The organism is Algoriphagus resistens, assembly GCF_001442615.1.
GTDB lineage: Bacteria > Bacteroidota > Bacteroidia > Cytophagales > Cyclobacteriaceae > Algoriphagus > Algoriphagus resistens.
Genome location: NZ_LMXN01000020.1, coordinates 36,527 through 60,652 on the forward strand (window position 1 = coordinate 36,527; position 24,126 = coordinate 60,652).

General features: G+C 40.7%; 22 protein-coding genes and 1 tRNA gene. 14 read left to right on the top strand and 9 right to left on the bottom strand.

What is annotated here, in order from left to right; translation table 11 throughout:
• Positions 1-3: 3 nt before the first annotated feature.
• From AS141_RS23890 to AS141_RS23915, 6 genes are all read right to left on the bottom strand, one after another.
• Positions 4-3,411: a SusC/RagA family TonB-linked outer membrane protein gene (locus tag AS141_RS23890; protein ID WP_057940236.1), complete on the bottom strand. Its 3,408-nt coding sequence runs from the start codon at positions 3,409-3,411 to the stop codon at positions 4-6.
• 159 nt (positions 3,412-3,570) lie between these two features.
• Positions 3,571-4,620 carry a FecR family protein gene (locus AS141_RS23895; protein ID WP_057940237.1) on the bottom strand — a complete coding sequence of 350 codons (1,050 nt, stop codon included), beginning with the start codon at positions 4,618-4,620 and terminating at the stop codon, positions 3,571-3,573.
• Between the two features lie 5 nt (positions 4,621-4,625).
• A complete protein-coding gene (locus tag AS141_RS23900) occupies positions 4,626-5,261 on the bottom strand; it encodes an RNA polymerase sigma factor (RefSeq protein WP_057940238.1) in 636 nt (211 codons plus the stop codon).
• Between the two features lie 246 nt (positions 5,262-5,507).
• Positions 5,508-6,215: a gluconate 2-dehydrogenase subunit 3 family protein gene (locus tag AS141_RS23905; RefSeq protein WP_057940239.1), complete on the bottom strand. Its 708-nt coding sequence runs from the start codon at positions 6,213-6,215 to the stop codon at positions 5,508-5,510.
• Positions 6,216-6,218: 3 nt separating this feature from the next.
• Positions 6,219-7,961: a GMC family oxidoreductase gene (locus AS141_RS23910; protein ID WP_057940240.1), complete on the bottom strand. Its 1,743-nt coding sequence runs from the start codon at positions 7,959-7,961 to the stop codon at positions 6,219-6,221.
• A 304-nt stretch (positions 7,962-8,265) separates the two neighbouring features.
• Entirely contained in the window at positions 8,266-8,697 is a 432-nt protein-coding gene (locus tag AS141_RS23915; RefSeq protein WP_057940241.1) for an RNA-guided endonuclease InsQ/TnpB family protein, read from the bottom strand.
• A 421-nt stretch (positions 8,698-9,118) separates the two neighbouring features.
• Between AS141_RS23915 and AS141_RS23920 the strand changes: the two genes are divergently transcribed.
• From AS141_RS23920 to AS141_RS23950, 7 genes are all read left to right on the top strand, one after another.
• On the top strand, positions 9,119-9,868 hold the full coding sequence (locus AS141_RS23920; protein ID WP_232424998.1) for a helix-turn-helix domain-containing protein: 750 nt from the start codon (positions 9,119-9,121) through the stop codon (positions 9,866-9,868).
• A 78-nt stretch (positions 9,869-9,946) separates the two neighbouring features.
• Positions 9,947-12,409, top strand: a complete 2,463-nt coding sequence (locus tag AS141_RS23925) for a TonB-dependent receptor domain-containing protein (RefSeq protein WP_057940243.1) — start codon at positions 9,947-9,949, stop codon at positions 12,407-12,409.
• Between the two features lie 261 nt (positions 12,410-12,670).
• Positions 12,671-13,048 carry a hypothetical protein gene (locus AS141_RS23930; RefSeq protein WP_057940244.1) on the top strand — a complete coding sequence of 126 codons (378 nt, stop codon included), beginning with the start codon at positions 12,671-12,673 and terminating at the stop codon, positions 13,046-13,048.
• Positions 13,049-13,240: 192 nt separating this feature from the next.
• Positions 13,241-13,314: transfer RNA gene (locus AS141_RS23935), tRNA-Pro, on the top strand.
• A 290-nt stretch (positions 13,315-13,604) separates the two neighbouring features.
• Positions 13,605-14,834 (top strand): site-specific integrase, encoded by a 1,230-nt coding sequence (locus AS141_RS23940; RefSeq protein WP_057940245.1) that lies wholly within the window; start codon positions 13,605-13,607, stop codon positions 14,832-14,834.
• 85 nt (positions 14,835-14,919) lie between these two features.
• On the top strand, positions 14,920-15,213 hold the full coding sequence (locus tag AS141_RS23945) for a helix-turn-helix domain-containing protein (protein WP_057940246.1): 294 nt from the start codon (positions 14,920-14,922) through the stop codon (positions 15,211-15,213).
• A 10-nt stretch (positions 15,214-15,223) separates the two neighbouring features.
• Positions 15,224-15,445, top strand: a complete 222-nt coding sequence (locus AS141_RS23950; RefSeq protein ID WP_057940264.1) for a hypothetical protein — start codon at positions 15,224-15,226, stop codon at positions 15,443-15,445.
• A 124-nt stretch (positions 15,446-15,569) separates the two neighbouring features.
• Here the strand turns inward: AS141_RS23950 and AS141_RS23955 are convergent, their stop codons facing one another.
• Both AS141_RS23955 and AS141_RS26720 read right to left on the bottom strand, forming a co-directional pair.
• Positions 15,570-16,040, bottom strand: coding sequence for a JAB domain-containing protein (locus AS141_RS23955; protein WP_057940247.1), 471 nt, complete (start codon positions 16,038-16,040; stop codon positions 15,570-15,572).
• 313 nt (positions 16,041-16,353) lie between these two features.
• Complete coding sequence (locus AS141_RS26720; protein WP_157243572.1) at positions 16,354-16,509, bottom strand: hypothetical protein; 156 nt, start codon at positions 16,507-16,509, stop codon at positions 16,354-16,356.
• A 208-nt stretch (positions 16,510-16,717) separates the two neighbouring features.
• On the opposite strand from AS141_RS26720, the gene AS141_RS23960 reads away from it, so the two are divergent.
• The 6 genes from AS141_RS23960 (at position 16,718) to AS141_RS23985 (ending at position 22,229) form a co-directional block, all read left to right on the top strand.
• Positions 16,718-17,302: a Crp/Fnr family transcriptional regulator gene (locus AS141_RS23960; RefSeq protein ID WP_057940248.1), complete on the top strand. Its 585-nt coding sequence runs from the start codon at positions 16,718-16,720 to the stop codon at positions 17,300-17,302.
• 76 nt (positions 17,303-17,378) lie between these two features.
• Entirely contained in the window at positions 17,379-18,893 is a 1,515-nt protein-coding gene (locus tag AS141_RS23965; protein WP_057940249.1) for a GMC family oxidoreductase, read from the top strand.
• Positions 18,894-19,117: 224 nt separating this feature from the next.
• Positions 19,118-19,885 carry an SDR family NAD(P)-dependent oxidoreductase gene (locus AS141_RS23970; protein WP_057940250.1) on the top strand — a complete coding sequence of 256 codons (768 nt, stop codon included), beginning with the start codon at positions 19,118-19,120 and terminating at the stop codon, positions 19,883-19,885.
• 89 nt (positions 19,886-19,974) lie between these two features.
• A complete protein-coding gene (locus AS141_RS23975; RefSeq protein ID WP_057940251.1) occupies positions 19,975-20,727 on the top strand; it encodes an SDR family oxidoreductase in 753 nt (250 codons plus the stop codon).
• Positions 20,728-20,770: 43 nt separating this feature from the next.
• Complete coding sequence (locus AS141_RS23980; protein ID WP_057940252.1) at positions 20,771-21,667, top strand: helix-turn-helix domain-containing protein; 897 nt, start codon at positions 20,771-20,773, stop codon at positions 21,665-21,667.
• A gap of 106 nt (positions 21,668-21,773) precedes the next feature.
• Positions 21,774-22,229: a hypothetical protein gene (locus AS141_RS23985; RefSeq protein ID WP_057940253.1), complete on the top strand. Its 456-nt coding sequence runs from the start codon at positions 21,774-21,776 to the stop codon at positions 22,227-22,229.
• 576 nt (positions 22,230-22,805) lie between these two features.
• On the opposite strand, the gene AS141_RS23990 is transcribed toward AS141_RS23985, so the two are convergent.
• Positions 22,806-23,723: a 3-keto-disaccharide hydrolase gene (locus tag AS141_RS23990; protein WP_082632420.1), complete on the bottom strand. Its 918-nt coding sequence runs from the start codon at positions 23,721-23,723 to the stop codon at positions 22,806-22,808.
• 195 nt (positions 23,724-23,918) lie between these two features.
• Here AS141_RS23990 and AS141_RS23995 point away from each other — a divergent pair, with 195 nt between their 5' ends.
• On the top strand, positions 23,919-24,125 hold the full coding sequence (locus tag AS141_RS23995) for a hypothetical protein (RefSeq protein ID WP_057940255.1): 207 nt from the start codon (positions 23,919-23,921) through the stop codon (positions 24,123-24,125).
• The last annotated feature ends 1 nt before the right edge of the window (position 24,126 follow it).

The following is a 24,126-nucleotide window of genomic DNA, read 5'->3' on the forward strand; positions in this document are numbered from 1 at the left end:
AGTTTAGAAATTAAGGTTAACACCAAGTGAAACAATTCTCGGAACCGGATAGTAATTGTATCCAGAATCGAAGGTGTTCCTTTCGGGATCAAAGCCTTCATAATCATCAGTGACTAACGTAAAGACGTTTTGCGCATTGATATAAACATAGGCTTTCTGTAACCCTACTCTGGATATTAAATTATCGTCCAACGCATAGCCCAACTGGATGTTTTTTAGCTTGATATAGTTAAGCTTCTGAACCCAATACGAGGATTCAGATTGATCCCACGAGTTATCAAACCGTGCACTTGGCACTGTGGTATTCGTATTATCTGGCGTCCAAGCGTCTAACCAGGTTGTAGAAATCACCCGGTTTTCAAAAGTTAGATTTGTGAAGTTATTCTGCGTATATACACTTACTCCCAATACTCCTTGAAACAATAAATTCAAATCGAAGCCTTTGTACTTAAAGCTTGGAGACATGCCAAATGTTACTTTTGGTATAGTGTTTCCAAGACTCTTCTTATCCTCAAAAGTAAGTCTACCGTCCCCATTAATATCTTCAAATTTCAGGTTTCCAGCTTTTGGCTTAAACCCATTCGCATACATATGCTCTAAAGCTTCATCATCCGATTTATAGATCCCTACTGCATTAAACCCATATAACGTTCTAAAAGCATATCCTTCCCGGATCAGGTACAATTGGTCGGGTGATTTACCGGCTGCAAATTTGGTGACCTCATTCTTTATATAAGTGAAATTTAACCCCATGTTAAAGGCCAGCTGATCTCTCCTGAACTTGAAATTATTATAGTTGAAAATAAACTCAAATCCATCGTTTGACATCTCACCCAAATTTTCAAAAGGTGGATTAAGGCCTCCTAAAAGGCTGGGAACTGGGAGTTGAACAATAATATTTTCGGTTTTCTTTTTGAAGTAATCAGCCTCAATTGTGATCTGATCATCCATGAACCCCAGTTCAAGCCCAATGTCTAACGTAGCGGTGGTTTCCCAGGTAATATCTTCATCAACCAATGCAGTAACCCCTGCACCTGCGGCAAATGCTCCCCCATAATTATAACTTAACCCATTGTTCTGATCAATTACAGTTAAATATGGCCAGAAGCTTGAGATGTTTTGATTGCCTAGTTTACCCCATGATGCCCGTAACTTCAGGTTCGAAAACACCTTTTGATTCTCCATGAAAGATTCATCTATGATTCTCCACCCAGCAGAAAAACCTGGAAATACTCCCCATCGGTTTCCTGACTTAAACCGGGAGGAGCCATCAGCGCGAACATTTGCCTCAAATAGATACTTATCGCTTAAAGAATAATTGATTCGTCCAAAATATGAAAGCATCTTAAAGCTGTTCAAATTACCATTTGACTGAATACCAGAGGTTCCCGCATCTACTTGGGTCAGCCCTTCTTTAGGAGGTTGGGATCTTCGGGCAAATACATTGCGGATTTTATTTGATTCCAACTGCATCCCTGCAATCGCAGTAAATTGATGATGCTCTCCTACTTTCTTATTGAAATTAAGCGTAGAGAATAAATTATTGTGTATACCTATTAGACTAGTTCTGTTTATTTCAAGTCCTTCCCTATTAAAGTTTTTTGTAATTGTTTCAATACCAGTATCTGTGTATCCAAATACACTGGTGTTGTATCTATCTACTAGATTAAAGTTGATATTTGAAGCAAAAGTAGTTTTCCAAGATAGGTAATCAGTGAATTTTACATCAGCAGAAGTGTTGATCGTGATAACATGATCCTCAGTAAGTGTTTTACCGTTGGCTGCATCGATTAATGGATTCCTGTTATCATACAATAAGCTACCATTCTCTGCAATAGCCTGTACAGACCCATATCTGCCATCACTGGTATAAGGTGCTATATAAGGAGCGGCACCGCCCAACATTTCAAAAACCCGGCCCAAGGAACCGTAGGTTATATCAGCATATGGTTCTTCTGATTTTCTGGTAAGATAATTTAATCTACCGCTGACATTTAGCCATTTATTTACTTTGGATTCCAAGTTTGCACGTAGCGCATACCTGCTTGACTTTGTGTTGGCCACCATACCGTTTTGATCCAAATAATTTAAGGAGAGATATGAAGACACGTTTTTTGATCCTCCTGTTATTGAAAGATTATGCTGCTGGATTGGAGCTGTCTGAAAAAGCTCGCTAAACCAATCAGTACTTGGATATCTATATTTATCTGTTCCATCTCTAAACGCATTGATCAATGCATTTGAAAAAAGCGGGCTTGACCCATCATTAATAAGGGCTTTATTACTCAAATCCATGTGGACCGCGCTATTATCAATTAATTCATACCTTCTACCCAAAGACTGGATGCCATAATAAGAGTTTAAAGAAACCTGCATTTTCTCTTCATTATTACCCATCTTCGTAGTCACAAGCACTACTCCGTTTGCCGCCTTAGATCCATAAATCGCAGCACTTGCAGCATCTTTTAAAACTGACATGCTTTCTATATCGGCAGGATTTATTTGATCAAAACTCCCTTCTACTCCATCTATTATAATCAGCGGATTGGAGTTGTTTAGAGTTCCCCAGCCCCGTACCCGGATTTGTGCACCATCATCACCAGGCTTACCGGAGTTCTGACTCACCCATACGCCCGAAGCAGTTCCTCCCAGTGCCTGTGAGGCGTTTGTAATTGGTCTATTATTTAGTTCATCATCATATTTGACTGTAGAGATTGCTCCAGTGGTATTTACCTTTTTCTGCTCCCCGTACCCCACTACCACTACTTCATCAAGAGCCTGCTCATCTTCCAGCATTGTCACGTTGATTTCCGCTTGATTACCCACTGTTATTTTTTGTTGGGTAAAGCCTATAAATGAAAAAACCAATACGCTTCCTTGTTCAGCAGCAATGGAAAAATTTCCATCTATATCCGATACAGTACCTTTAGTAGTTCCTTCTACAAGGATAGTTACCCCAGGAATCCCTAGTCCTGTTTCATCGACTACTTTGCCTATCACTTCAATACCAGCTGTTTCTTCTATTATCACGCTTTCAAGAGTTTCGAACTGACGAGCCTTGACATGGATATTGTCATTGATTTGTATGAATTTTAAGCCAGTATCTATGCTCAAATCCATCAAAAGAGCATAGACAGTCTTATTTTTCACATCCACATCTACCTTCTGGTTAATATCTACGTTACCAGTATTATAGGTAAAAGCTAAGCCTGTTTGTTGCTCGATATTTTTGAACACTTTCTCAAGAGGAGTGTTTTTTACGCTTATCCCTACCTTAATCTTTTCTATGTTTTTTCGCTGTGCATTGCTGGTATTTGCCAACAAAACAGAGCAAAATAATAGCTGAAGAGTGAACCCGTAAAGCAATCTTTTAGATAACATGATGAGTTGTCCCCGTATATTTTTTTTCATACTATTGTAATGGTTTAAGTGATCATTCGCTTGAATTTTTGCCTGAAATGGTTAGCGCTACTACAGGCAATTTGAATTAGGCAGTTAGGAATTCTCCCCAGAATTTCTTCTGCCTTTTTTTAAGGGCTATTGATTTTTGTCATATTATTTTCAGTTTCCTTACTTGGTTACATACACTTCTCTTCCCTGGATTTCATAGTTGATTCTCGAAGTTTGAGCTATTCCTTCCATTACATTTTCTAAAGACTCATCATAATAAAGCCCTGTATAGGCCCAGTTACCTCTATTTATTCCAGTGGCATTAACTTTTACACCATACCAGCTTTCTATTTTTTCAACTACAGAATTAAAATCGTCATTGGTGAACACTAAATATTTATCCTTCCACCCTGTGACTTGCATCAGGTCAAAATTCTTTTTGGACATATGCCCTGTCTCCTCCAGCTCAATCATTTCCATCGGGTTCAGCACTACTTGATTGCCCTGATTGTCATTGACTTTCACTTTCCCCGACACTAAAGCCACCTCAAGCTGCCCTTCCCTGTTGTTTACATTGAAGCTTGTACCTAAAACTGCTACTTTTGCCTCATTTACCTGGACTACAAATGGCCTACGTTCTTCCTTGGCCACATCAAAAAAAGCTTCTCCTTTTTCCAGAATTACAAATCGTAGTGAATCTGTAAACCTTTCAGGATATGAAATTGTCGAGTTGGAATTAAGATGAATAACCGTCCCATCATTAAGATGAACCACCCTTTTCTTGCCACCTCCATTTTCCTTTGTGATCCAAGCTATTTCTTCAACCATTTTGGGTGATTCTGGGATGTTGAACAGTATTAAACTGGTAAATCCTATGATAAACACCGCCGCGATATTTCGAAGCGATAGCAGCATGTACCATTTTGACTTTTCGGTGGAACATATTTCCGGAATATGGCCATCTTCCTGATCTGCTTTCAGTATATTCTCAAACACTTCGATATAGGCATCATCAGAAAACTCGACATTCTCCTTGTAATCGATGGAACGTACTAACCCTGCAGCTTCTGCTACCACTTCCTTTTTATGGGGGTTAGAAAGCAGCCACTTTTCCCAAAAATGAAGGTTGTTTTCGTCAGGTGACTTTACCCATTGAACAAAGAATTCATCGGCAACAAAGTCCTCAAACCCAAATTCTTCATATTTTTTATGTTTTCTAGAAGTAGACATTGCAATTAATAACTCGTTGGTTTAATAAGTTCTTTAAGGGTTGCTAGCGCTCTATAGACGATTTTTCTAGCTGTTTTCACTTCACTAAAATTCATTATGTTAGCTATTTCCTTATAGCTCAGTTCTTCCACGTAAAATAGTAGGATTACTTTCCGTTGCTTGGTAGTCAGTTGATTTAGACCTCGTTGGACTTTCTGTTTAAGTTCAGTTTCAACCTCCCGTTTAATAATGCTCACTTCTGGGGAGACTTCAATGAGAAAATGATTCTCAAAGATGTTATCTTCCAATGTCTCCACAGAAGCTTCCGTCTTGAGGTTCTTAATTATTTCTCTTTGAATTGATTTAAATAAGTATCCTTTGATATTGTTGACCTTGCTAAGGCTGCCCCGCTTCTTCCGCAGGTATATGAAAAGATTCTGGATGCTATCTTTCACCAGATAGGAATCGCGTGAATATTGACTACTGAATCGAAATAAATCCTTCACGTAGGTCCGATAGATATAATTAAAAGCCATTTCATCCCCTTTATCAAAGGCGTTCCAGATATCATAATCCGATTTCTTGTCAAAAACCTTAATTATTTCTAGATGCTTCGATGAGATGAAAGTAGTTTCTGGCTGTTTTTTTGGGTTATTGTTCATTGAAAATTGGAATTTCTTCTCCTTTCTAAAATAATGAGGGTGTAAAAGAATAAAATGACCCCATAATATTCTAAAATATTTTCCAAAGCCATCAATGCGTTAACTTATCGCTATGGGTACCCATTTAAACAGTTAATCCCCTAGCTGCGCATGCATGGAAATAGATTTCCAAAAAACATGAAAAAAGAAAAAACCAATGAGTTTACACCCATTGGTTTCTTTCAAGTGAAATTAAAGCAGAATAAGTTATCCGATTATGTTAGCCTCATCATCCCACTGGACTATAGTGCCCCGATCCTCAGGTTTTAGATAAAGTGGAATGTATTTTTCTTCCAGTTTAAACCCATGCTTGTCCATAACCTGCTGAGGTATCCCGTCCCAGGCATTTGGCTTATTTCCTACGTATCCAATATACTTCCAGCCTGCCTCTGTTGAGAAATAGCCTGAGCACGTAAGGTTACGAAGCATATTGAACCAGCGAACAGCCCCTTCGTATTCAGGCTTTGCTTTATCCGGCCAGGCAACTTCATCCACAATAGTAATCACTTCAGACTCGCTAAGTTCATTGAATGGTTTAGCGAATTTCTCTTCTGCTTCGAAATCCAGCCACATCAAACCTCCACGCATAGGGGTTTGGTTGTCCGGCTGATCTTTCATCATAAATTCCATGAAGTCCACTACCCCTACTTCACTGGCTGCTGGCGATTCCTCATCTTTCGGCAAAATGACATCCACCAAAGTGGTTAGCTTCTTACGCTCTTCATCTGTGAAAAACGTGTCAGAAAGTAGCTCCTGATCCCGTTGTTTTTCCTCTGCAGTTCTCCCTCCAATTGTACCTCCTGAAAGCAAATCCTTTGGAGGTAAAGCCTGCTGTTCAGGAGAGCAGCCTGTCAGCAATAAACCTGTACCGACAGAGCCTGTAAAGAGCAGTTTTAAATTTTCTCTTCTGTTCATGGTTTAGATATTTTTCTTTTTCAATTCAGAAACTATGTAATCGGAAGTTCTCCAAGCTAAAGCCAAAATCGTCCAGGTAGGGTTTTTATCTGCCTGGGACACGAATGGTCCTGCATCCACTACAAACAAGTTGTCACAATCGTGGGCTTGGCAATTGGAGTTCAGAACTGAAGTGGAAGGGTCATCTCCCATTCGGGTTGTACCTACTTCATGAATAATTCTGCCCGGAGCCAAGAGTCCATATTTCGTTTCTGGCCCTGGCTTGGAACCCAGCAGGATCCCACCGGCTTCTGTCAGAATCTCTTCAAAGGTATCATGCATATGTTTCGCCTGCTTTACCTCTTGGTCTGTCCAGTTATAATTAAATCTTAATACCGGAATACCGTATTTGTCCACGGTATTTGGATCAATCTCACAATAGTTATCATACATAGGCACACTTTCTCCCCTACCAGACATTCCCATAGTAGAGCCATATAGCCTGCGGATGTCCTTTTTCATACCGATTCCATAACCACCGTTTTGGCTTGGCTCGCCAAATTCATCCTTTATATACTGGCGCATGGAATTCATGCTTCCACCGGTTCCGTAAGCTGGCTGTGTCATTCCGCCCCAGTATTCTATGTGGTATCCCCTTGCAAAATCCAGCTTCTTATTATCTCCCCACCAAGGGGTGTACATGTGCATTCCTCCTACACCATCCTCATTGTACCGCTCACGGTCCATCATGCTTGGCACTATGGCCATTCGGTCAGTCCCTGTGGAATCATGCAGATATCTTCCTACCATCCCTGAGCCATTCCCTATACCGTCGGGATGGGTTTTGGATTTAGAATTCATCATGATTCTGGCAGATTCACAAGCCGAGGCGCCTAACACAACCACCCTGGATTTCAGTTTGTATTCCTTCATGTCCACTTTGCTCACAAAGGAAACTCCAGTAGCCTTACCCTTTTCATCTGTGGTCACTTTCCTTACCATAGAATGGGTGTAAAGATCCACTTTGCCTTTTTTCATCGCAGGATGGACCAGGCAAGTACCTGCTGAGAAATCTGCATATACCTGACAGGCTCTATTACACTGGCGACAGAAAAAGCAAACCCCTCTCTCCTCATTGATTGGCCGTGTAAGCATAGATAAACGTGCAGGGATCATGGGCACCCCCATTTTGTCTGCACCCTTCTTCATATACAATTCATGCAGCCGTGGCTTTGGTGGAGGGAGGAAAAAGCCATCCGGCTCATTATAAATACCTTCCTTGGTACCAAAAACACCAATTAATTTATCAACTTTATCATAATAGGGCTTCAGGTCATCATATCCTATAGGCCAATTATGCCCCAGCCCATCTATACTGGCACGCTTGAAATCATTAGGTCCAAACCGGAGCGAAATACGTCCCCAATGGTTTGTCCTACCTCCGACCATCCTGGATCTGAACCAATCGAACTCAGTCCCGTTTTTTCTGGTGTATGGTTCTCCATCTATATCCCAGCCCCCTATTGCTGCATCAAAGTCACCAAAAGGACGAATACGGGTACCAGCTCCTCTCCTAGGAGATTCCCACGGCGGTCTTAGTTGTGTTCGATCTTCCTCTTTGGCCGGGTCAAAATCCCCTCCAGCTTCCACTACAGCTACAGATAAACCTGCTTCGGAAAGTATTTTGGAGGCCATACCACCTCCTGCTCCAGACCCTACAATAATAACATCATAGGCTTCACCGGAATTTTTAATTTGAAAACTCATTAGATAGAATTTACTTTTTGATGTGATTCAGTTTGAAAAAGAGAAGTCAATTGCCTCTATTCAGCCAGCGTACTTCTTCCAGTCCTAAAATAACAAAATAATTTCTTCCCAAGCGCCTGATTTACCTATTCAGATTCAATCCAAAAAGCGTCTAAACCCAGTTAAAAAAGACTTTGTTGAAATATAATTGCCTTTTGCAGCTAAAAAAGGGACATTAAGCATTACTTCAGACACCTGTCAGCGCTTCAAACTCAGATTTACGACTTTCTCTATTTTTTTATAAATGGATTTTAAACGTTGTGAACTACCCGCCCACGGCAGAGATGGGTTGGGTTTCGGGGGTCATAGACTCGCCCAATGGCAACGCCTCATCCCGTTTTTGTTTTGTGTCCGACTGCATTCCACAACCAGATAGTACGTTTACACCTTGCTTTAAGATGTTCTTTGCCGCATTGACATCCCTGTCATGGATTTCACCACAAGACCCACAAAACCAAGCTCTTATGAAAAGGGCTAAATCCTTTTTTATCCATCCACAAGTTGAACAACTTTTGCTTGATGGGAACCATCGGACGATTTTAACGAATGGCCTATCGTTCCAATTAGCCTTATATTCAAGCATACTGTAAAATGCACCCAACGAAACATCACCTATTGCCTGTGCAAGGCAATGGCTCTTCATTATATTCTTTACGGCAAGGTCTTCAACCGATATCACCTCGTGGTTTTTTGACAATTTCAGTTGATACCTTATGCAGGTAAACCTTTCTGATATCCGTTAGTTGTTCGTGGACAGCTGCAAGTTTTTGTTTTTGTCTGCCCCTTGACCCGCTTCCTTTTGTTTTTACCTGAGGTGATGGGCCCTTTGTTTGTCCAATAGGTGAAAATCACCAGAAACCATTGGACAATACATCCTTACACAAGGTTAGCGTTTGTCGCCTACATCCCATCCACGCTAAGGCGATGGATGGGTTTTACGCTCCATTGTATAAAAAAGACAAAATGTTCCCCCCACATTTGGTATTTTATTTAAAAGGTTATTCACTTGTATCGCTTTTTTCCAAATTTTGCAAACAAACGACCTAGAATTCTTAAGCTGCATGTCAATCGGAGTAAAGTCAAAGCTGGAAAGTGAAACTCTCATTAAAGTATCGCGGATGAAGCCAGTCATTAAACCGACTGTCCCGCACCGGCATGCAGGATATCATGAATTGATTTTTCTTTCCAAAGGGGCAGGCTCGCATACGATTGGAGATGAGAAATTTGATATCATTCCATATACAGGGTATTACCTCGGACTGAGTGAAGTGCATTGTTGGGATTTCAGTAAGATTCCTGACGGATACGTAGTTCTATTCAAAGAAGAGGCCTTGGCACAATACCCGAATTCCTTCAACAGCCTTTTTCAATTGACTAAAACCTTTGAAATAGGAAACCCGAACGAGCAGATATTTCCTCTTTTAGAAACCTTTTATAAGGAGTACAAAAAAGGAAGCTCCCGTGAAGTACTTTCTGCCCATCTCAATGTACTTATCCTGACTACACTCAATCTTCCTTCCTCCTCTCCAAAACTAGACTCCACCGTCATCGATCAATTGGCATTATTTAAAAGGTTAATCAATGAGCATTTTACGCAACTTAAAAATGTCCAGGATTATGCCGCGCTGATGAATATCCCGGTAAGGAGACTGAATTCGATCTGTAAAACCACCCTCAACACTAACGCCAGGGAAGTGATCAAAGAACGCATATTGATAGAAGCTAAAAATTCGTTGACACACACAAGTAGTCAGGTAACAGAAATAGCCTATGCGTTGAATTTCACTGACTCTTCTAATTTCGTAAAGTTCTTTAAACAACAGACAAATCTTACGCCCTTACAGTATAGATCCAAAATAAAAGTCTGATTATACCATTATTGGTATTTATCTACCGTAAGATAATACAGTAGCACTGGTTCTTTGTAGTTAAACAATAAACCTCCAATGACCAGAATATTACTGTTGCTCTCAGTTATCTTTTTTACTGGAACTGCCTTTTCTCAAACCGGAGTAAAAGGAAAATTGATCGATCAGTCCGAAAACAATCCTTTGGAATATGCCAACGTAGCCATTTATCAAGTCAAGGACAGTGTTTTGATTGCCGGGGCAGTAACAGACCAGAGTGGCACCTTTTCTCTGGAAAATCTGAAAGCAGGGGACTATTATCTTTTAGCCCAGTTTCTGGGATATGAAACCAAGCGCATTGCAGAAATAGCTATTTCAAAAAACCAGCTAGTTGATCTGGGTACAATTTCGCTAAGTCCTGACCGCCAATTACTGGCAGAAGTAGAAGTATCGGGCAAGAAATTCACAACAATGAATCAAGTGGACCGTCAGGTTTACAATTCTGAAAATTTCCTTACCAGCCAAGGTGGTACGGCTGTAGACGTACTAAGAAATCTTCCTTCTGTGAGCATAAATGCACAAGGTGAACTATCAGTAAGAGGTACAACTGGCTTTGTGGTCATGGTGAATGGCAAGCCTACGCAATCCAGCCCGGAAGCCTTGCTTTCACAGTTACCTGCAAATGCCGTAGAAAAGATAGAATTGGTCACCTCTCCATCTGCCAGATATGACCCCGAGGGAAAAGCAGGAATCATCAACATTATCACCAAAAAAGGTGTGACTGACGGCACATTTGTACAAATAAATGCCAAGATCGGAACGCCGAGTATCGAGCCATACGACAACAAGGACAACCCCAAGCGCTATGGAGCTGACTTCACCATCAATCATAAAAAGGGAAAATGGGATCTCTCTGTAGGCGGGAATTATCAAAGAAATGACATCAATGGAAGAAGAGAAGGGAATGTCTTTACAATAAGCGGTGATACAACCACTCATTTTCCATCGGATGGGGAACGAAGCACCGATGCTGAAACCTATTCGGGAAGATTCACACTGGGTTTTACCCCTAATGAATACAATGACTTTAGCATGGGATTCTATGCCGGAAAAAAAACCAGTGACAGGACTGCAGATATTCTTTATTATGACAATCATGCAGAAGTGAACGGTGAACGTCTTTACACGATGCAGTATTATAACGAAAACCTCAGGATCCGAAGGGGGGATTTCATCTTGGGAAGTTTGGATTACAAGCATGTTTTCCAAAATGAATCCCAAATTTCCGGTTCTTTACTTTATGAGTACACGATGCTTGGTGGACCGACCACCAACCGGAATCTGGGCTATCCGGACACAGGTATTACCTATCAGGACGAGTATAACACAAACGACAACCCTCTCCATGGCACGCGGATTCAAGTGGATTACACTGCTTCTCCAAAACCATTTGGAACACTGGAATTTGGCTATCAATACAGATTACTCAATCACACAGGAGACTTTGTCTATGAGAGAAAAAACAGTGAAACCGGCGAGTTTGAACTGGTTTCTGAATTTTCCAGCACAGTAGATCTGAACAGAGTATTACACTCAGGGTACGGTCAACTGAATGGTACAAAAGGCAAATGGAGTTATTCGGCCGGGGCAAGAGTTGAGTTCATGGACCGAACCTTGGACTTGACCGACAGAGCCGGGACAGTGGATACGACTTATCTGTATGAATTTGTAAAACTTTATCCGGCTGCAAGTCTTCAGTATTCCTTAAATGACAATCTGCAACTCAAAACCTCCTATTCCAAACGGGTAGAAAGAACAACTACTTTCAAAATGAACCCGTTCCCGGAAAGAGAGCATTCGGAAACCCTGGAACAAGGTGACCCTACGCTCCTACCTGAATTCGTGGACTTACTGGAAGTGGGAGTTGTTAAAAATTTTGGTGACAATTTGTTTACCGCCACTACTTACTTCCGGAATGTTCAAAACCTGGTAAACCGGGTGAATACGGTATATAATGACACCATTCTTAACAGAATATATTCAAATGTCGGCACTGGAAAATCAATTGGACTGGAAGCAGGATTAGAACTTAAGCTAACAGATTGGTGGCAAATTTTCGCCGGCGCAAATGTATATCAATACACCATTAAGGGCGAATTTGACAACGAACCGATCGATTCCAAAAGCTGGATTTACTCTATAAATGCGAATACAAGTTTCAACTTCGGGAAGAACTGGGAGGCTCAGTTGGCCGTAAACTACCTTTCCCCTACCAACACCGCTCAGGGTGAGGACTCGCGATTTCTTTCACCTAATTTGAACATTAAGAAAACCTTCCTGGAAGGCAGGCTAAGCGCTACAATGCAATGGCTAAATATAGATATGGGACTACTTCCCACAAACGAACAGCGGATCAGTACTTGGAGAGAGGGAGAATTTTATACCACCACAAATTATGTCTACGAAGTAGATGTAATCCAATTCAATCTCAGTTATACGTTCAACAAGTTAAAAAACAACGCCAAGTTCATCAAGAGTGAATTCGGAGAGCAGGAGTTCTAGAGCCAGATTATTATACACAAGACAGTAGCATTTGATAGACGAGCTTCGTATTCTACTCGAGCTCAACTTGATAACCTTATGAAATCGAACATGTCGAAAACGACACACACGGGAATGATTATAAAGTAAGCGAGATTCCATATGGCCTGAAATAAACAATAATTAACAGATGAAATCGAGCATGACTCCAGCGTCACACACTGGGATGATTATAATGCATGCGAGATTCCATATGACCTTTAAAAGACAAATTATAATCATATGAAAAATCTATTCACTCTCTTTTTAGCTTTATTCTTGCTTACTTCTTGCTCTGATGAAACAATCCCGGAGGGGATACTTATCCGAGTTGAAAATAGTTCTAATGTAGATTTTAAAGACGTTTTAGTAAGCTCTGGATCGGGGAATATGGAATTCGGAGCTATTAAAGCCAGAAAAAAATCAGATTACAGAGAATTTGAAAGCGCATATCGATACGGCTTTGTAAGTGTACTAGCTAATGGAAAGGAATTAAGAATTCAACCCTACGATTACGTAGGAGAAACACCGCTCTCCAAGGGTTATTATACTTACAAACTTGATTTGGAGACTTCTGATCCTGACAATCTATTCTTGACATTAGAATTGGTTGTTGCGTAAGATTAGATCAATAGGAAATTTATTCAATAAATTCCTGAATTCTAAAAACCTCATTATCAATACAGTTTACAAAAGGATGATATAAAAGCAATGATTTTTCCATAATCATTTCAAAAAAAAGATTTGTCAGAAAGAAATTTTGCTACATTTGCATCCGATTCAAGAGCAAGTCAAGAATCAATAATTGAAGTTCGGGGTGTAGCGTAGCCCGGTATCGCGCCACATTTGGGATGTGGAGGTCGTAGGTTCGAATCCTGCCACCCCGACGAAACCTGTTTCAAGGGAAATCAAAAGCCTGTAAATCTACTGATTTACAGGCTTTTCTGTTTTTTAGCCTTTAGTTCATATCAACAAATATCAAAAAAAATGTGTCTTATTCGGTGATATAATTTAATCCTTAAATTTAAGACCCAGAAAGTAACTTATCAATCTGGTAATCAAAATTTTGTATTAAAGTAATTAAACCTTATTTGATGCATTTTAGGGCTATTTGTTGTGTCTTATTCGGTGACATATTTTAAGGTGATGTAAAAACCTTTAAAACAGTTCAATTGTCATGAAAACAACTAACACGTTTGGAATCAGGTTTTTTATCAAAAACAACCTTATCAACGACGGAGAGGCTCCTATCTATTCAAGGATAACCGTTGATGGAACCCGGGTGGACGTCTCATTAAAGAGAAAAATAAATGTCTACGATTGGAACCCTGTGCTGGGATCGGCCAAAGGATCCAAAGAATCCTCCAAATCCTTAAACCACTATTTGAAAGAATTGGAAGCCCGGATTATCCAGATTTATCAGGAGTTTCAACTCAAAAAAGTAACTATTACAGCAGATGCTATCAAGCATGAACTTTTGGGCACCCAAACAAAAGAACATACCATTTCCATGCTCTTTGAATACCACAATGAGAAGTACAGAAATGTATTAGCCTGGGGTACCCTTAAAAATTACTTCACTACACAAAAATACGTGATGGCCTTTTCCAAGTCACAGTATGGAATAGAAGATTATTTCCTTCAGGACATTAATTACCGCTTTTTGAATGAGTTCGAGTTATATCTGGTGAATTATGAGCCTCAGGACCATCATAAGCCGCTGGGAAATAACGGCGTCATGAAGCACCTTGAAAGATTTAGGAAAGTGATCAACTTAGCCTTACGGATGGAATGGATGGTAAAGGATCCATTTGCAAAGTTTAGTTTTCGGTACCAAAAAGTAGAAAGACTATGTCTCAATCCTACTGAGCTCAGCAGAATAGAAGAAAAGCAATTTGATATCCAGCGATTACAATACATCAGGGATCTGTTTGTCTTCAGCTGTTACACAGGTCTTAGCTACATTGATACGATGAACCTGATGCATGATGACATTGTATTAGGCATGGATGGAGAGTACTGGACATCCATAAGCAGGCAAAAATCACAACAAAAGTCCAAAGTCCCCCTATTGCCTAAGGCCTTGGATATCATAAGACTTTATCAAGATAGGGAAAGACCTTACTCCAAAGGGAAAATTTTCCCGCTGATTTCCAACCAAAAGTTGAATGCCTACCTGAAGGAAATTGCAATCATTTGCAAAGTCAAAAAAAACCTGACTTTTCATTTGGCAAGACACACGTTTGCTACCACCGTTACTCTTTTAAACGGTGTCCCAATTGAAACGGTAAGTAAAATGCTAGGCCATGCGAGTATTAAAACTACGCAGATCTATGCCAAAGTGGTTGAGAAAAAAGTCAGTGATGATATGAAAAAACTCAGGAGGAAGCTGGGAAAAGCAAAATAATCCATTCACCACCTTCGGGTGGTGATGTGACTTTCTGTTGGATATTAGCCTGATTTTGTGACTTGTTCACTAAAATCAAAGATAAATGGCAGCAGAAATCATCACATTAATTGACTTGGAGAAATTTGGTAATGAACTGAAAGCAGAAATAAAAAAGATGCTTTCAAGCCTGAATGGCCAACCGACCAAGAAATGGCTTAAATCCCATGAAGTCAGAAAGTTGCTTGATATTTCTCCAGGAACCCTTCAGCACTTGCGTGTGAACGGCACTATGCCGTTCACTAAGATTGGAGGAGTGATCTACTACGATCATGAGGATATAGTCAGGCTATTTGAAAAAAACAAGCGAGTCAACAAATTTCCAGATGATGGAATATAGGAATGCCAACATGGAAAAAAGTCTAAACCTTGGATATGGAACTGAAGTCCCTCCTCTCCTTGATCATGTTAAAATTATTTTTGACCAACAGGATCTTCAGGAAAAAGATGCCATTGAATTCTTTGATCATTTTGAAGAAAGAGGATGGCAAACCAAAACCGGGGTTTCAATCAAAAACTGGAAACAAGTAGCGGATCAATGGATATGGGATCTGAAGAAAGGGATTAAATAAAGTACCTAATTCACAAAAATAAATTGGAATAGCATATGGATTTAAGGGTAGTCAATTTTGGAATTACTCTTGAAATCACAACGGGGAATCATTATAGGTCGAATAAAAAAGGGGATTTCCCCTTTTAAAGCTCCCCTTCATCCGCAAAGGAATAATACCCATCTGCAGTAAGGATTACATGGTCTAAAACGGGTAGATCCAAAGCTTTTCCAATTTTCACTAGATTAGCTGTCAATCGTTTATCCTGTTCTGATGGAAGTAGATTCCCACTCGGATGGTTATGGGAAATCACGATCGACTGGGCGGCTCCCTTTAGCGCCGTAGCAAAAACCAGTTTGGCATCTACCACTGTACCGGCAGTTCCACCTTTTGAAACCGTACAAATTCCAAGTACCCTATTGGCTCTGTTTAATAGCATGACCTGAAAATGTTCAGCCAATTCCAAGGTATCTTTATCCCAAAAATCATACAGGACTTCATATACCTGTTTGGAGCAACCCACTTTTGGACGTTGGCTTGATTTTACTTTTGGATGGTATCCCAAGGTGATTTCTGCTACCTGGTGAAGGTTGTTTACTTGATTTACAGCTTCCATAATGCATTCATTTAAGTTAGAAATTATTTAGGATGCCGTATCCAGGTGCTGCGGGAGCAAGGAAGCAGGAAGCGGAATAAATAGCGCAGCGGCTTTATGCCGAACGCTGCTGAACGCCCCGACCGGAGCGCCTATCTTTGTACCGAAATAATAAGAACTAAAAACCCAACCCATTCCAGGAGTTGAATCTCCGTTTGCGTATTCAATAATTGAAAGCTTATCAGAAATAGCTTTTCCCTGTTATTGGAAAGGTGATTGATGGATTTCAGGTGATAAAAAAATCCGGCAGGTCAAGCGATCCACCAGATTCAAATCAATTGCATCCCAGTATTTCTACCCCATCAGCCGAAACAGCCTGACAGAGATTAAATGCTTTCTGGCCTTTGGTTTGGGCAATACCTCCGAAAAGGATAAACTTCATTTTCTCCTCTTCTGTTTTATAGTCTTTGGAATTCTGAACGTATCCCATCACTGCCTTATAAGCACCGAAAAGCGTACTTTCCGTGGTCGAGCAAGAAAAAAAAACATTATCATTTGAATATCAATTAGTGGGAGTGTTACAACACCATCTATGAGGTTCTAATTTTTGGAGCTGAAGGTGCATTTCACTTCTTACAAAGCATGCGCCTTGATAAGCTTTTCTTGAACTACCATTGAATTCCGTCTACCTTTGAACTATGAGCCTGCGCTTTGGAAATTATTTAAAAAGGAACATGGGCGTAACTGATGCCGAACTGGAATCATTACTCCCCCTCATAAAAATAAAGGTCTATCCAAAAAAAACTTTTTTATTACGCGATGGCGAATTAGCCAAGAATTCTTTTTACGTGGAGAAAGGTCTGCTCTGCAGCTATTCGGTCGATGGGAAAGGGAAGCAACATATAATCCAATTTGCTCCGGAGGACTGGTTTATTAGCGAGCGGAGCAGTGTCTATTTTAAGATAGCCTCCCGATTTACGATAGAAGCACTTGAAGAAACGACAGTGGTGGTTATTGACAAGGAGTATACAGATTATGTCTCTGGGTGGCCGGCCTATCAGGAAAAAAACGAATTGTCACTACAGACACATATACGGCATTTGCAGGCTAGGATTAATATGTTGTTAGGCGCGACAGCGGAGGAAAAATATCTTGAATTTATCAGGCTCTACCCCGGCCTGTATCAACGGGTTCCCCAATGGAGAATTGCATCTTACCTTGGAATTACACCCGAAAGTCTAAGTCGGGTACGTAAGGAACTAGCTGAACGCTCCCACAGATAGTAACCTTTTTTCTTACCATAGATCAATGAAGTCCTATGTTGTTGGGCATAGTTTTGTCTAAAAACATTTTAAATCTATGGAATACGATTTTATAATAGTAGGAGCCGGATCAGCAGGAGCTGTGTTGGCTTCCAGACTTAGTGAGCTACAATCAAACAATGTCCTGTTAATCGAAGCCGGTCCAAATTATGAGCCGGACAGTTATCCTGAGATACTGGCAAGTAGCAACATTATAGGGGCACAGCTGGACCCGCGCTTTGAATGGGGATCAGTATCTACAGAAGGCTATATTGATCGTCCGGTAAATACATTAAGAGGGAAAGTAGTTGGCGGTACCTCTGCCATCAATGCCGCTGTAGCTTTGAGGGCTACTCCAGCGGATTTTAAAGGTTGGGAAAAGAGGGGGATTACTGGATGGTCCTTTGATGAGGTACTTCCTTATTATAAAAAAATGGAATGTGTTAAAGCAGGGGATGATTTTTGGAATGGAAATACAGGACCACTGCCAATACATCAATTGACCAATTTAGATTTAACCCCTGCTCAAAATGCATTTATAGAGGCTGCCAATTCAATTGGTTTAAGAAAAGTGTCAAGTTTTAATACTGGAAACCAACATGGAGTAGGACCTTATCCAATGAATGTGATAGATGGTGTTCGGATGAATACCGGCATGACATATTTGGACAGGAAAGTGAGAGATCGGCCAAACCTACATATCATGGCAGATACGCTGGTGGATAAGGTGCTATTTAATGGAAAATCGGCTATTGGAGTTCAGCTTGCTGACCGCAAGATTATATTTGGGAAGCAGATAATATTGTCTTCAGGAACTTATGGAAGTCCGGCCCTGCTTCTCAGGTCAGGGATCGGCCCGGTAAATCACCTTCAATCTCTTGATATCCCAGTGGTCAAAGAGTTGCCTGTGGGTGAGAATCTTTCAGACCATGTGTTTTACTTTAATGTGTATAGTGTTGATCCAAAGACCATCGGTAAAACAGAACCGGTGATCGGTTCTATTGCATGGACTCAAAGCAGCTTCGCTGAAAATGGAGAACTGGATCTGCAAATAGCTCCCTCCCATCAGTTTGATCCTTCCATGAGTCCAACGGGGGCTGCGCTTGTTATTGCGGTTGGATTGACCCGTCCTGAAGCAACAGGTTCCGTACGGTTGGCAGATAAGCGACCTGAAGTTCCTCCCCTTATCGATTTGAACTTGTTGAATTCTGAGAAAGATAGATTAAGGGTTTTGGAGGGGGCTAAGCTTGCCAGAAAAATCGCCAGCCAACCTCCAATGAAAGACCTGTTGATTGATGAACTTATGCCGGGTAGATCATTACAAAGTGATGGGGAACTTATCACTAATATTTTAGAAACGGCCACTACCTTTTTGCATCCCACCTCAAGTGCACCGATGGGGCCTGAGCAAGACCCTAGATCCGTTGTGGATATGACAGGTAGGGTGTATGGAGTTGAAAACCTACGGGTAGTAGATGCCTCTATTTTTCCTGAAGCCTTGTCCACAGCAACCAATCTCCCTGTGATTATGGCGGCAGAACTGATTGCCGACCAGATAAAAGCGGGCCAATAGATTAAGTGAATCTGATAATCGGAAGGTGTCCCAAAAGGGCACCTTTTTTTGTAACTGAGATTTAAATAAAGTAATCCTACCCTCTTTTTAAGTATACCCCTACTAAGGCGGGCTGACTTTTCCATAAAGAACACCATTCAGTGAAATGTGTAAGTAGTCCTGTGAAAGATACAAGTCTATGGATCAGACAGTACTGACCTTTGGTGTATTAAAACATACACAAAATGAATACAACAAATCAACAATCAAAAATTGGCCTGATCACCGGCGGGAGCCGGGGTATAGGGAAAAGCATCGCATTACATGCGGCAAAACGTGGAATGGGAGTCATTCTTACTTACAACAGTAATCCGGAACAAGGTGAAGCGGTTGCTAAAGAAATCATTGATAACGGTGGCAAAGCTGTTGCCCTGAAACTTGATTCGGGTAAGATCGGATCTTTGGAGGGCTTTATTAACCAGGTCACCGAGGTTCTGAAAAAGGAATGGAACCGGTCAGATTTTGATTATCTGGTAAACAATGCCGGGATTGCCCAACGAACCCTCATTAAGGATACGACCGAAGAGATCTTTGACGAGCTCGTCAATGTGAATTTCAAGGGTGTTTTTTTTCTCACACAGAAAATAATCCCATTGATAAAGGAAGGCGGTCAGATCATTAATATCTCTTCCGGTCTTGCCCGCTTCGCATTTCCTACGGTTGCGGTATATGGCTCACTTAAAGCGGCCACCGAAGGACTGACCAGATACTTTGCCAAAGAATACGCAGGTAGAAAGATCCGTGTGAACAGTGTTGCCCCAGGTGCTATCGATACGGAGTTCGGTGGTGGAAAAGGCGATGAAGCACACCGTCAGCAAATCGCCACTATGACTGCTCTTGGCCGTCTTGGAGAAGCTGATGATATAGGCGCTTTCGTTGCATCCCTGCTTTCAGACGACAGTCGGTTCGTAAACGCACAGCGGATCGAAGTAAGTGGAGGCATGTTCATCTGACAGTTCCGGCGTCAAGATTACTGATTTCACAACAAATAGCTAAGAGCGTAGCACAAAAGATATGCTCTTAGCTTTAACATCATAACATCATGAACACATTAAAAAATAAAGTAGCTCTGATCACGGGTGCATCAAGGGGTATTGGTAAGGCGATAGCTTTACGGTATGCCAAATTAGGTGCGGATATCGTAGTAAATTACAACAGCAACTCAGCAGCAGCTGAAAGTGTTGTAAAGGAAATTGAAAGTTACAATTGCAAAGCTATAGCGGTAAAAGCGGATATTTCGAAGCCTGAGCAAATCAATGCTATGTTTGGATTGGCAGTAAGTGCATTTGGCAAAATTGATATTGTTGTGGTAAACGCAGGTTTGGAACTTGTCGGAATACCGGTTACAGGTTTCAGCGAATCTCAATTTGACAACCTCTTTAATACAAATACCAAAGGTGCTTATTTCACTATGCAGGCAGCTGCCAGACATATTGCAGATAAGGGCAGGATCCTTTACATTGGGTCAAGTACCGTAGGATTTGCCAATCCGGGTTATGCGATTCATGGCGGTAGCAAAATTGCTCCCATGTATCTTGTCCAGGTAATGGCAAAAGAATTGGGAATGAGAGGAGTTACTGTAAATGCTATCCTGCCTACTGCAACTGAAGGGGCAGGTATTCATACCGTTGTTGATGCGGATTCACCGGTAAGAAAAATGATTCCGGCATTCTACCCTATGGGACGGATGGGAACACCGGAAGATGTGGCAAATGTCGCTGAATTCTTCGCAGGTGAGCTGTCTTCCTTTGTCAGTGGGCAACAATTGCTTGTAAGCGGTGGCGCACAGGCATAGTTACTAATCATATTGCTTTAAATTGGGTCATTAACCTATAGTAATGGAATATTTCGATATAAATTCCATCTCCGAGCTGCATAGTTTCTTTGGATACGGGAAACCTGTGCATCCGTTGATAACCGTCATCGACCTGACAAAAATTGACCGTTCCAAACGGAAGCCAGGGTTCTTTTACAGGTTAAACCTTTATTCAGCTTCCTGCAAAAAGTTTGATGGCGAGATCAACTATGGCAGGGGAACTTACGATTTTTCAGAAGGCTCTATGATGTTTACAGCTCCCGGCCAGGTACTGTTACCTGACCCTACTATTGTGGTCCATGAAGGTTGGGGATTATATATGCATCCTGACTTTCTGAATTCATCACTGAAAGGCCGTGAAATTACTGAGCTTTCGTTTTTTGGTTACGACATAAATGAAGCCCTGCATATTTCCGAGAATGAAAAATCGGTTTTAGTAGAATGCCTGAAAAACATAACCAAGGAAATATCCGCGAATATGGACCGGCATACCTATGATTTGATCCTTGCAAACCTGTCATTGCTTTTCGGTTATTGCAACCGCTTCTATGATAGACAGTTTTTTACCCGCAAGAAAGTGAGTAACGACACAGTCCAAAAATTTGAGAAGATTCTTAATGATTATTTTGCCCAGGATTCATTGATTGAGACGGGACTCCCGGATGTCAAATATTTTGCATCCAACCTGAACCTCTCACCAAATTATCTGGCAGACCTGCTGACAAAATACACTGGAAAAAGTACACTTGAACATATTCATGCAAAGCTGGTAGATAAAGCAAAAGCGCTTTTATGGAGCACAAGCAGATCTGTAAGTGAAATTGCTTATGATCTTGGATTTGAACATCCATCCCATTTTACCAAGTTATTCAAAGCAAAAGCAGGGATATCCCCTAGATCGTACCGCAATTCAAATTGAGTACCTCTCAGTTGGTTCTACCTTTTCAGGTTTTATGGTATATTAAACTTTGATCGCGTGGAAGGAATTTCATTGCAGGTGATGCTCAACCCCAAAAGGCGCTTATATGTCACATAAGGACGACGACGATACTGACCTGAAAAACCTGGCCCTGGCAATGGCTTTACTTGACCCTGACCAAAAGCATAGGGCGGAAGAGTTTGGCAGGCTTTGCGGCGAGGGATGCAAAAAAGGAGTTCTTGATTTAAGTAAAAAAAAGCTCCTGTTGAACTGGTACGTCAAACCATCGAGTCACGAATTGGTAATGAAATTACTTGAAGCATTTCTTTTCGGCAAAGTAGAACAGACAGGCGAAACAGTAAATCTGGAAATAGTACATGCGCTGTATGTTAAATTACATCCCGCAGACTTTATAGAATGCACCATCGAAGAATTCTTTTTATTGTTGATGTTTCTTTATAGCCTTTGGGCTGACAAATTCGAAAACCTTACCTGGCAATATGACCGAAAGGAATTCGAGGAAGATGTGATCAAGGGATTTTTTGGTAGAATAGCGGGTTAGCCCGATAGGTCAGAATCAAACCCTATTCGACAATAAAAATGGGCGATTAAATACCAATATCGTTTTGTACAACTTCTAACTCTTCAGAGAATAGGCACCTCTCCTGGACTTTATATAACTTCAGCCTTTCTCCCCTATTTGGGTCAATATAGAACATCATCTTGCTCAATTGCCCCAGTAAATGCTTTACTCTTGGTAATTCAAAAATTTAACCTGGTTACTCTCGATATACTGAGCATAAGAACAGTTCCTAAAAATTTAGTACTTCGAAATGTCCTTCTTAAGCGTAATAAAGTATCTGTTTGAGCCTTCTCCACTTTATCAAGCATGAATAACGGTTATAATCCTTGTCGAGAATTGCTATTCCATATTCTGGAAACTCCATAACTTTGAGAAACATGGTTTTATTGGTTATACATGGTATTGAAAAACTGAAACACCACTATTATCGAGTTACCATTATCTGTATCTTAGTTAGGAATAACCTATACTTGCTGGGGTAATATCAACTGTTAATTTATAGGTAAAACAAGTAACAGTCCTTGCTTCTCCAAAAAGAAACCAGCCATAGATTAACTACAGCTTCTTCAAGCTAATGTTTCTCCATCTTGAAACAGCACCAGGCTTCCATCTATCTTTTCCCATTCCGGGATCGTTATCGTGTACTTCAAGTGAAATATGTCCTTTCTGCCCTAGAAAGTCAGCTATATCTTCCTTGTCATAATTTGGATGAACGATTCTAGCGGTGTCCAGTTCACAGATTTTTACGCCGTTTATCCAAGTAGTTAAGTAAGGATGTTTTCCTTCACACCGAATTTTAAAGGTATTCCATGTACCCCATTTCCAGGTCTCTAAAAATTCCTCAACGGGCGCAGAATATGCTAATAGTTTGATTTTAGCATCAGTAACTTGTTCGATTGTTGTTGATGGAATTTCCCGAACTAAGCCTATTGGATTTCCATTTGCATCATAATGTGCGTCAAAATTATAAGGTAATGCATGAAAACCAGCTAATCCGTTTCCATAAAAACCACCAATTCCCCCTGATTTCCTATGATCGACAAGTACCTGATAACCTGGACTTCCTTCGGGTCGGGCTCTTAAAAGAATACCGGTATCAATAGGCCAATCCGGATTTGCATCAATTAATAATTCAAAATCGTCATATTTCTCATCAGTAACCAAATAACTTCCAAGGCCTTCCTTGTCCTGCCCTCCTGTGATAATTCCATTTTCAATTGTCCATTTACCTTTACTTGTGAGTGCACGTTTATATCCCACTTTACTTTTATCTGGTTGGGGTCCTCCGGGATACAGAGGTGCCGGTATTCGTGAGGAAGTATGCCATCCCTGAAGCGTATTACCTTTGATTAAATTTACAAACCCATCTTCAGGAACATCATTAAGAATTGGTTTGCCCTGAATTATACCGTAACCCGAGATTAGGCAGGTTGCCGCCAAAGAACTTTTTTGCAGAAAATTTCGCCTTTTCATAAACATAGATTTTTATTATAAAACAACGGGAACAAGCTGAAAGCTATTCTTTTCCTATTTTTACATTGGCTTTATTATAGTGAGGGTTAATTAATTCTCTTACCAAATCAACTGACCCGCAAAGATTACCCTCTTGTTCCGACAAATTAAGTAAGATTCTTACGGTCGGAACCAAGGCATATTTCAATAAAAGCAATGATATTTTCACAATTGGGGGTGGCAGGTTGGACTAACTCTGCTGGTAAACAAAATATGATCGCTCATTGGACGCTGAGTCAGGTACGGTTGATTCTTTTTTTGGTACCGTCTGGGAACCTAGCGTCAGTAAAGCAAATAGATCCTGGGAAGCTTGATAATGTGTCAGCACACAGTTCCATGCGGGAAGATGACGGTACGAATTAAT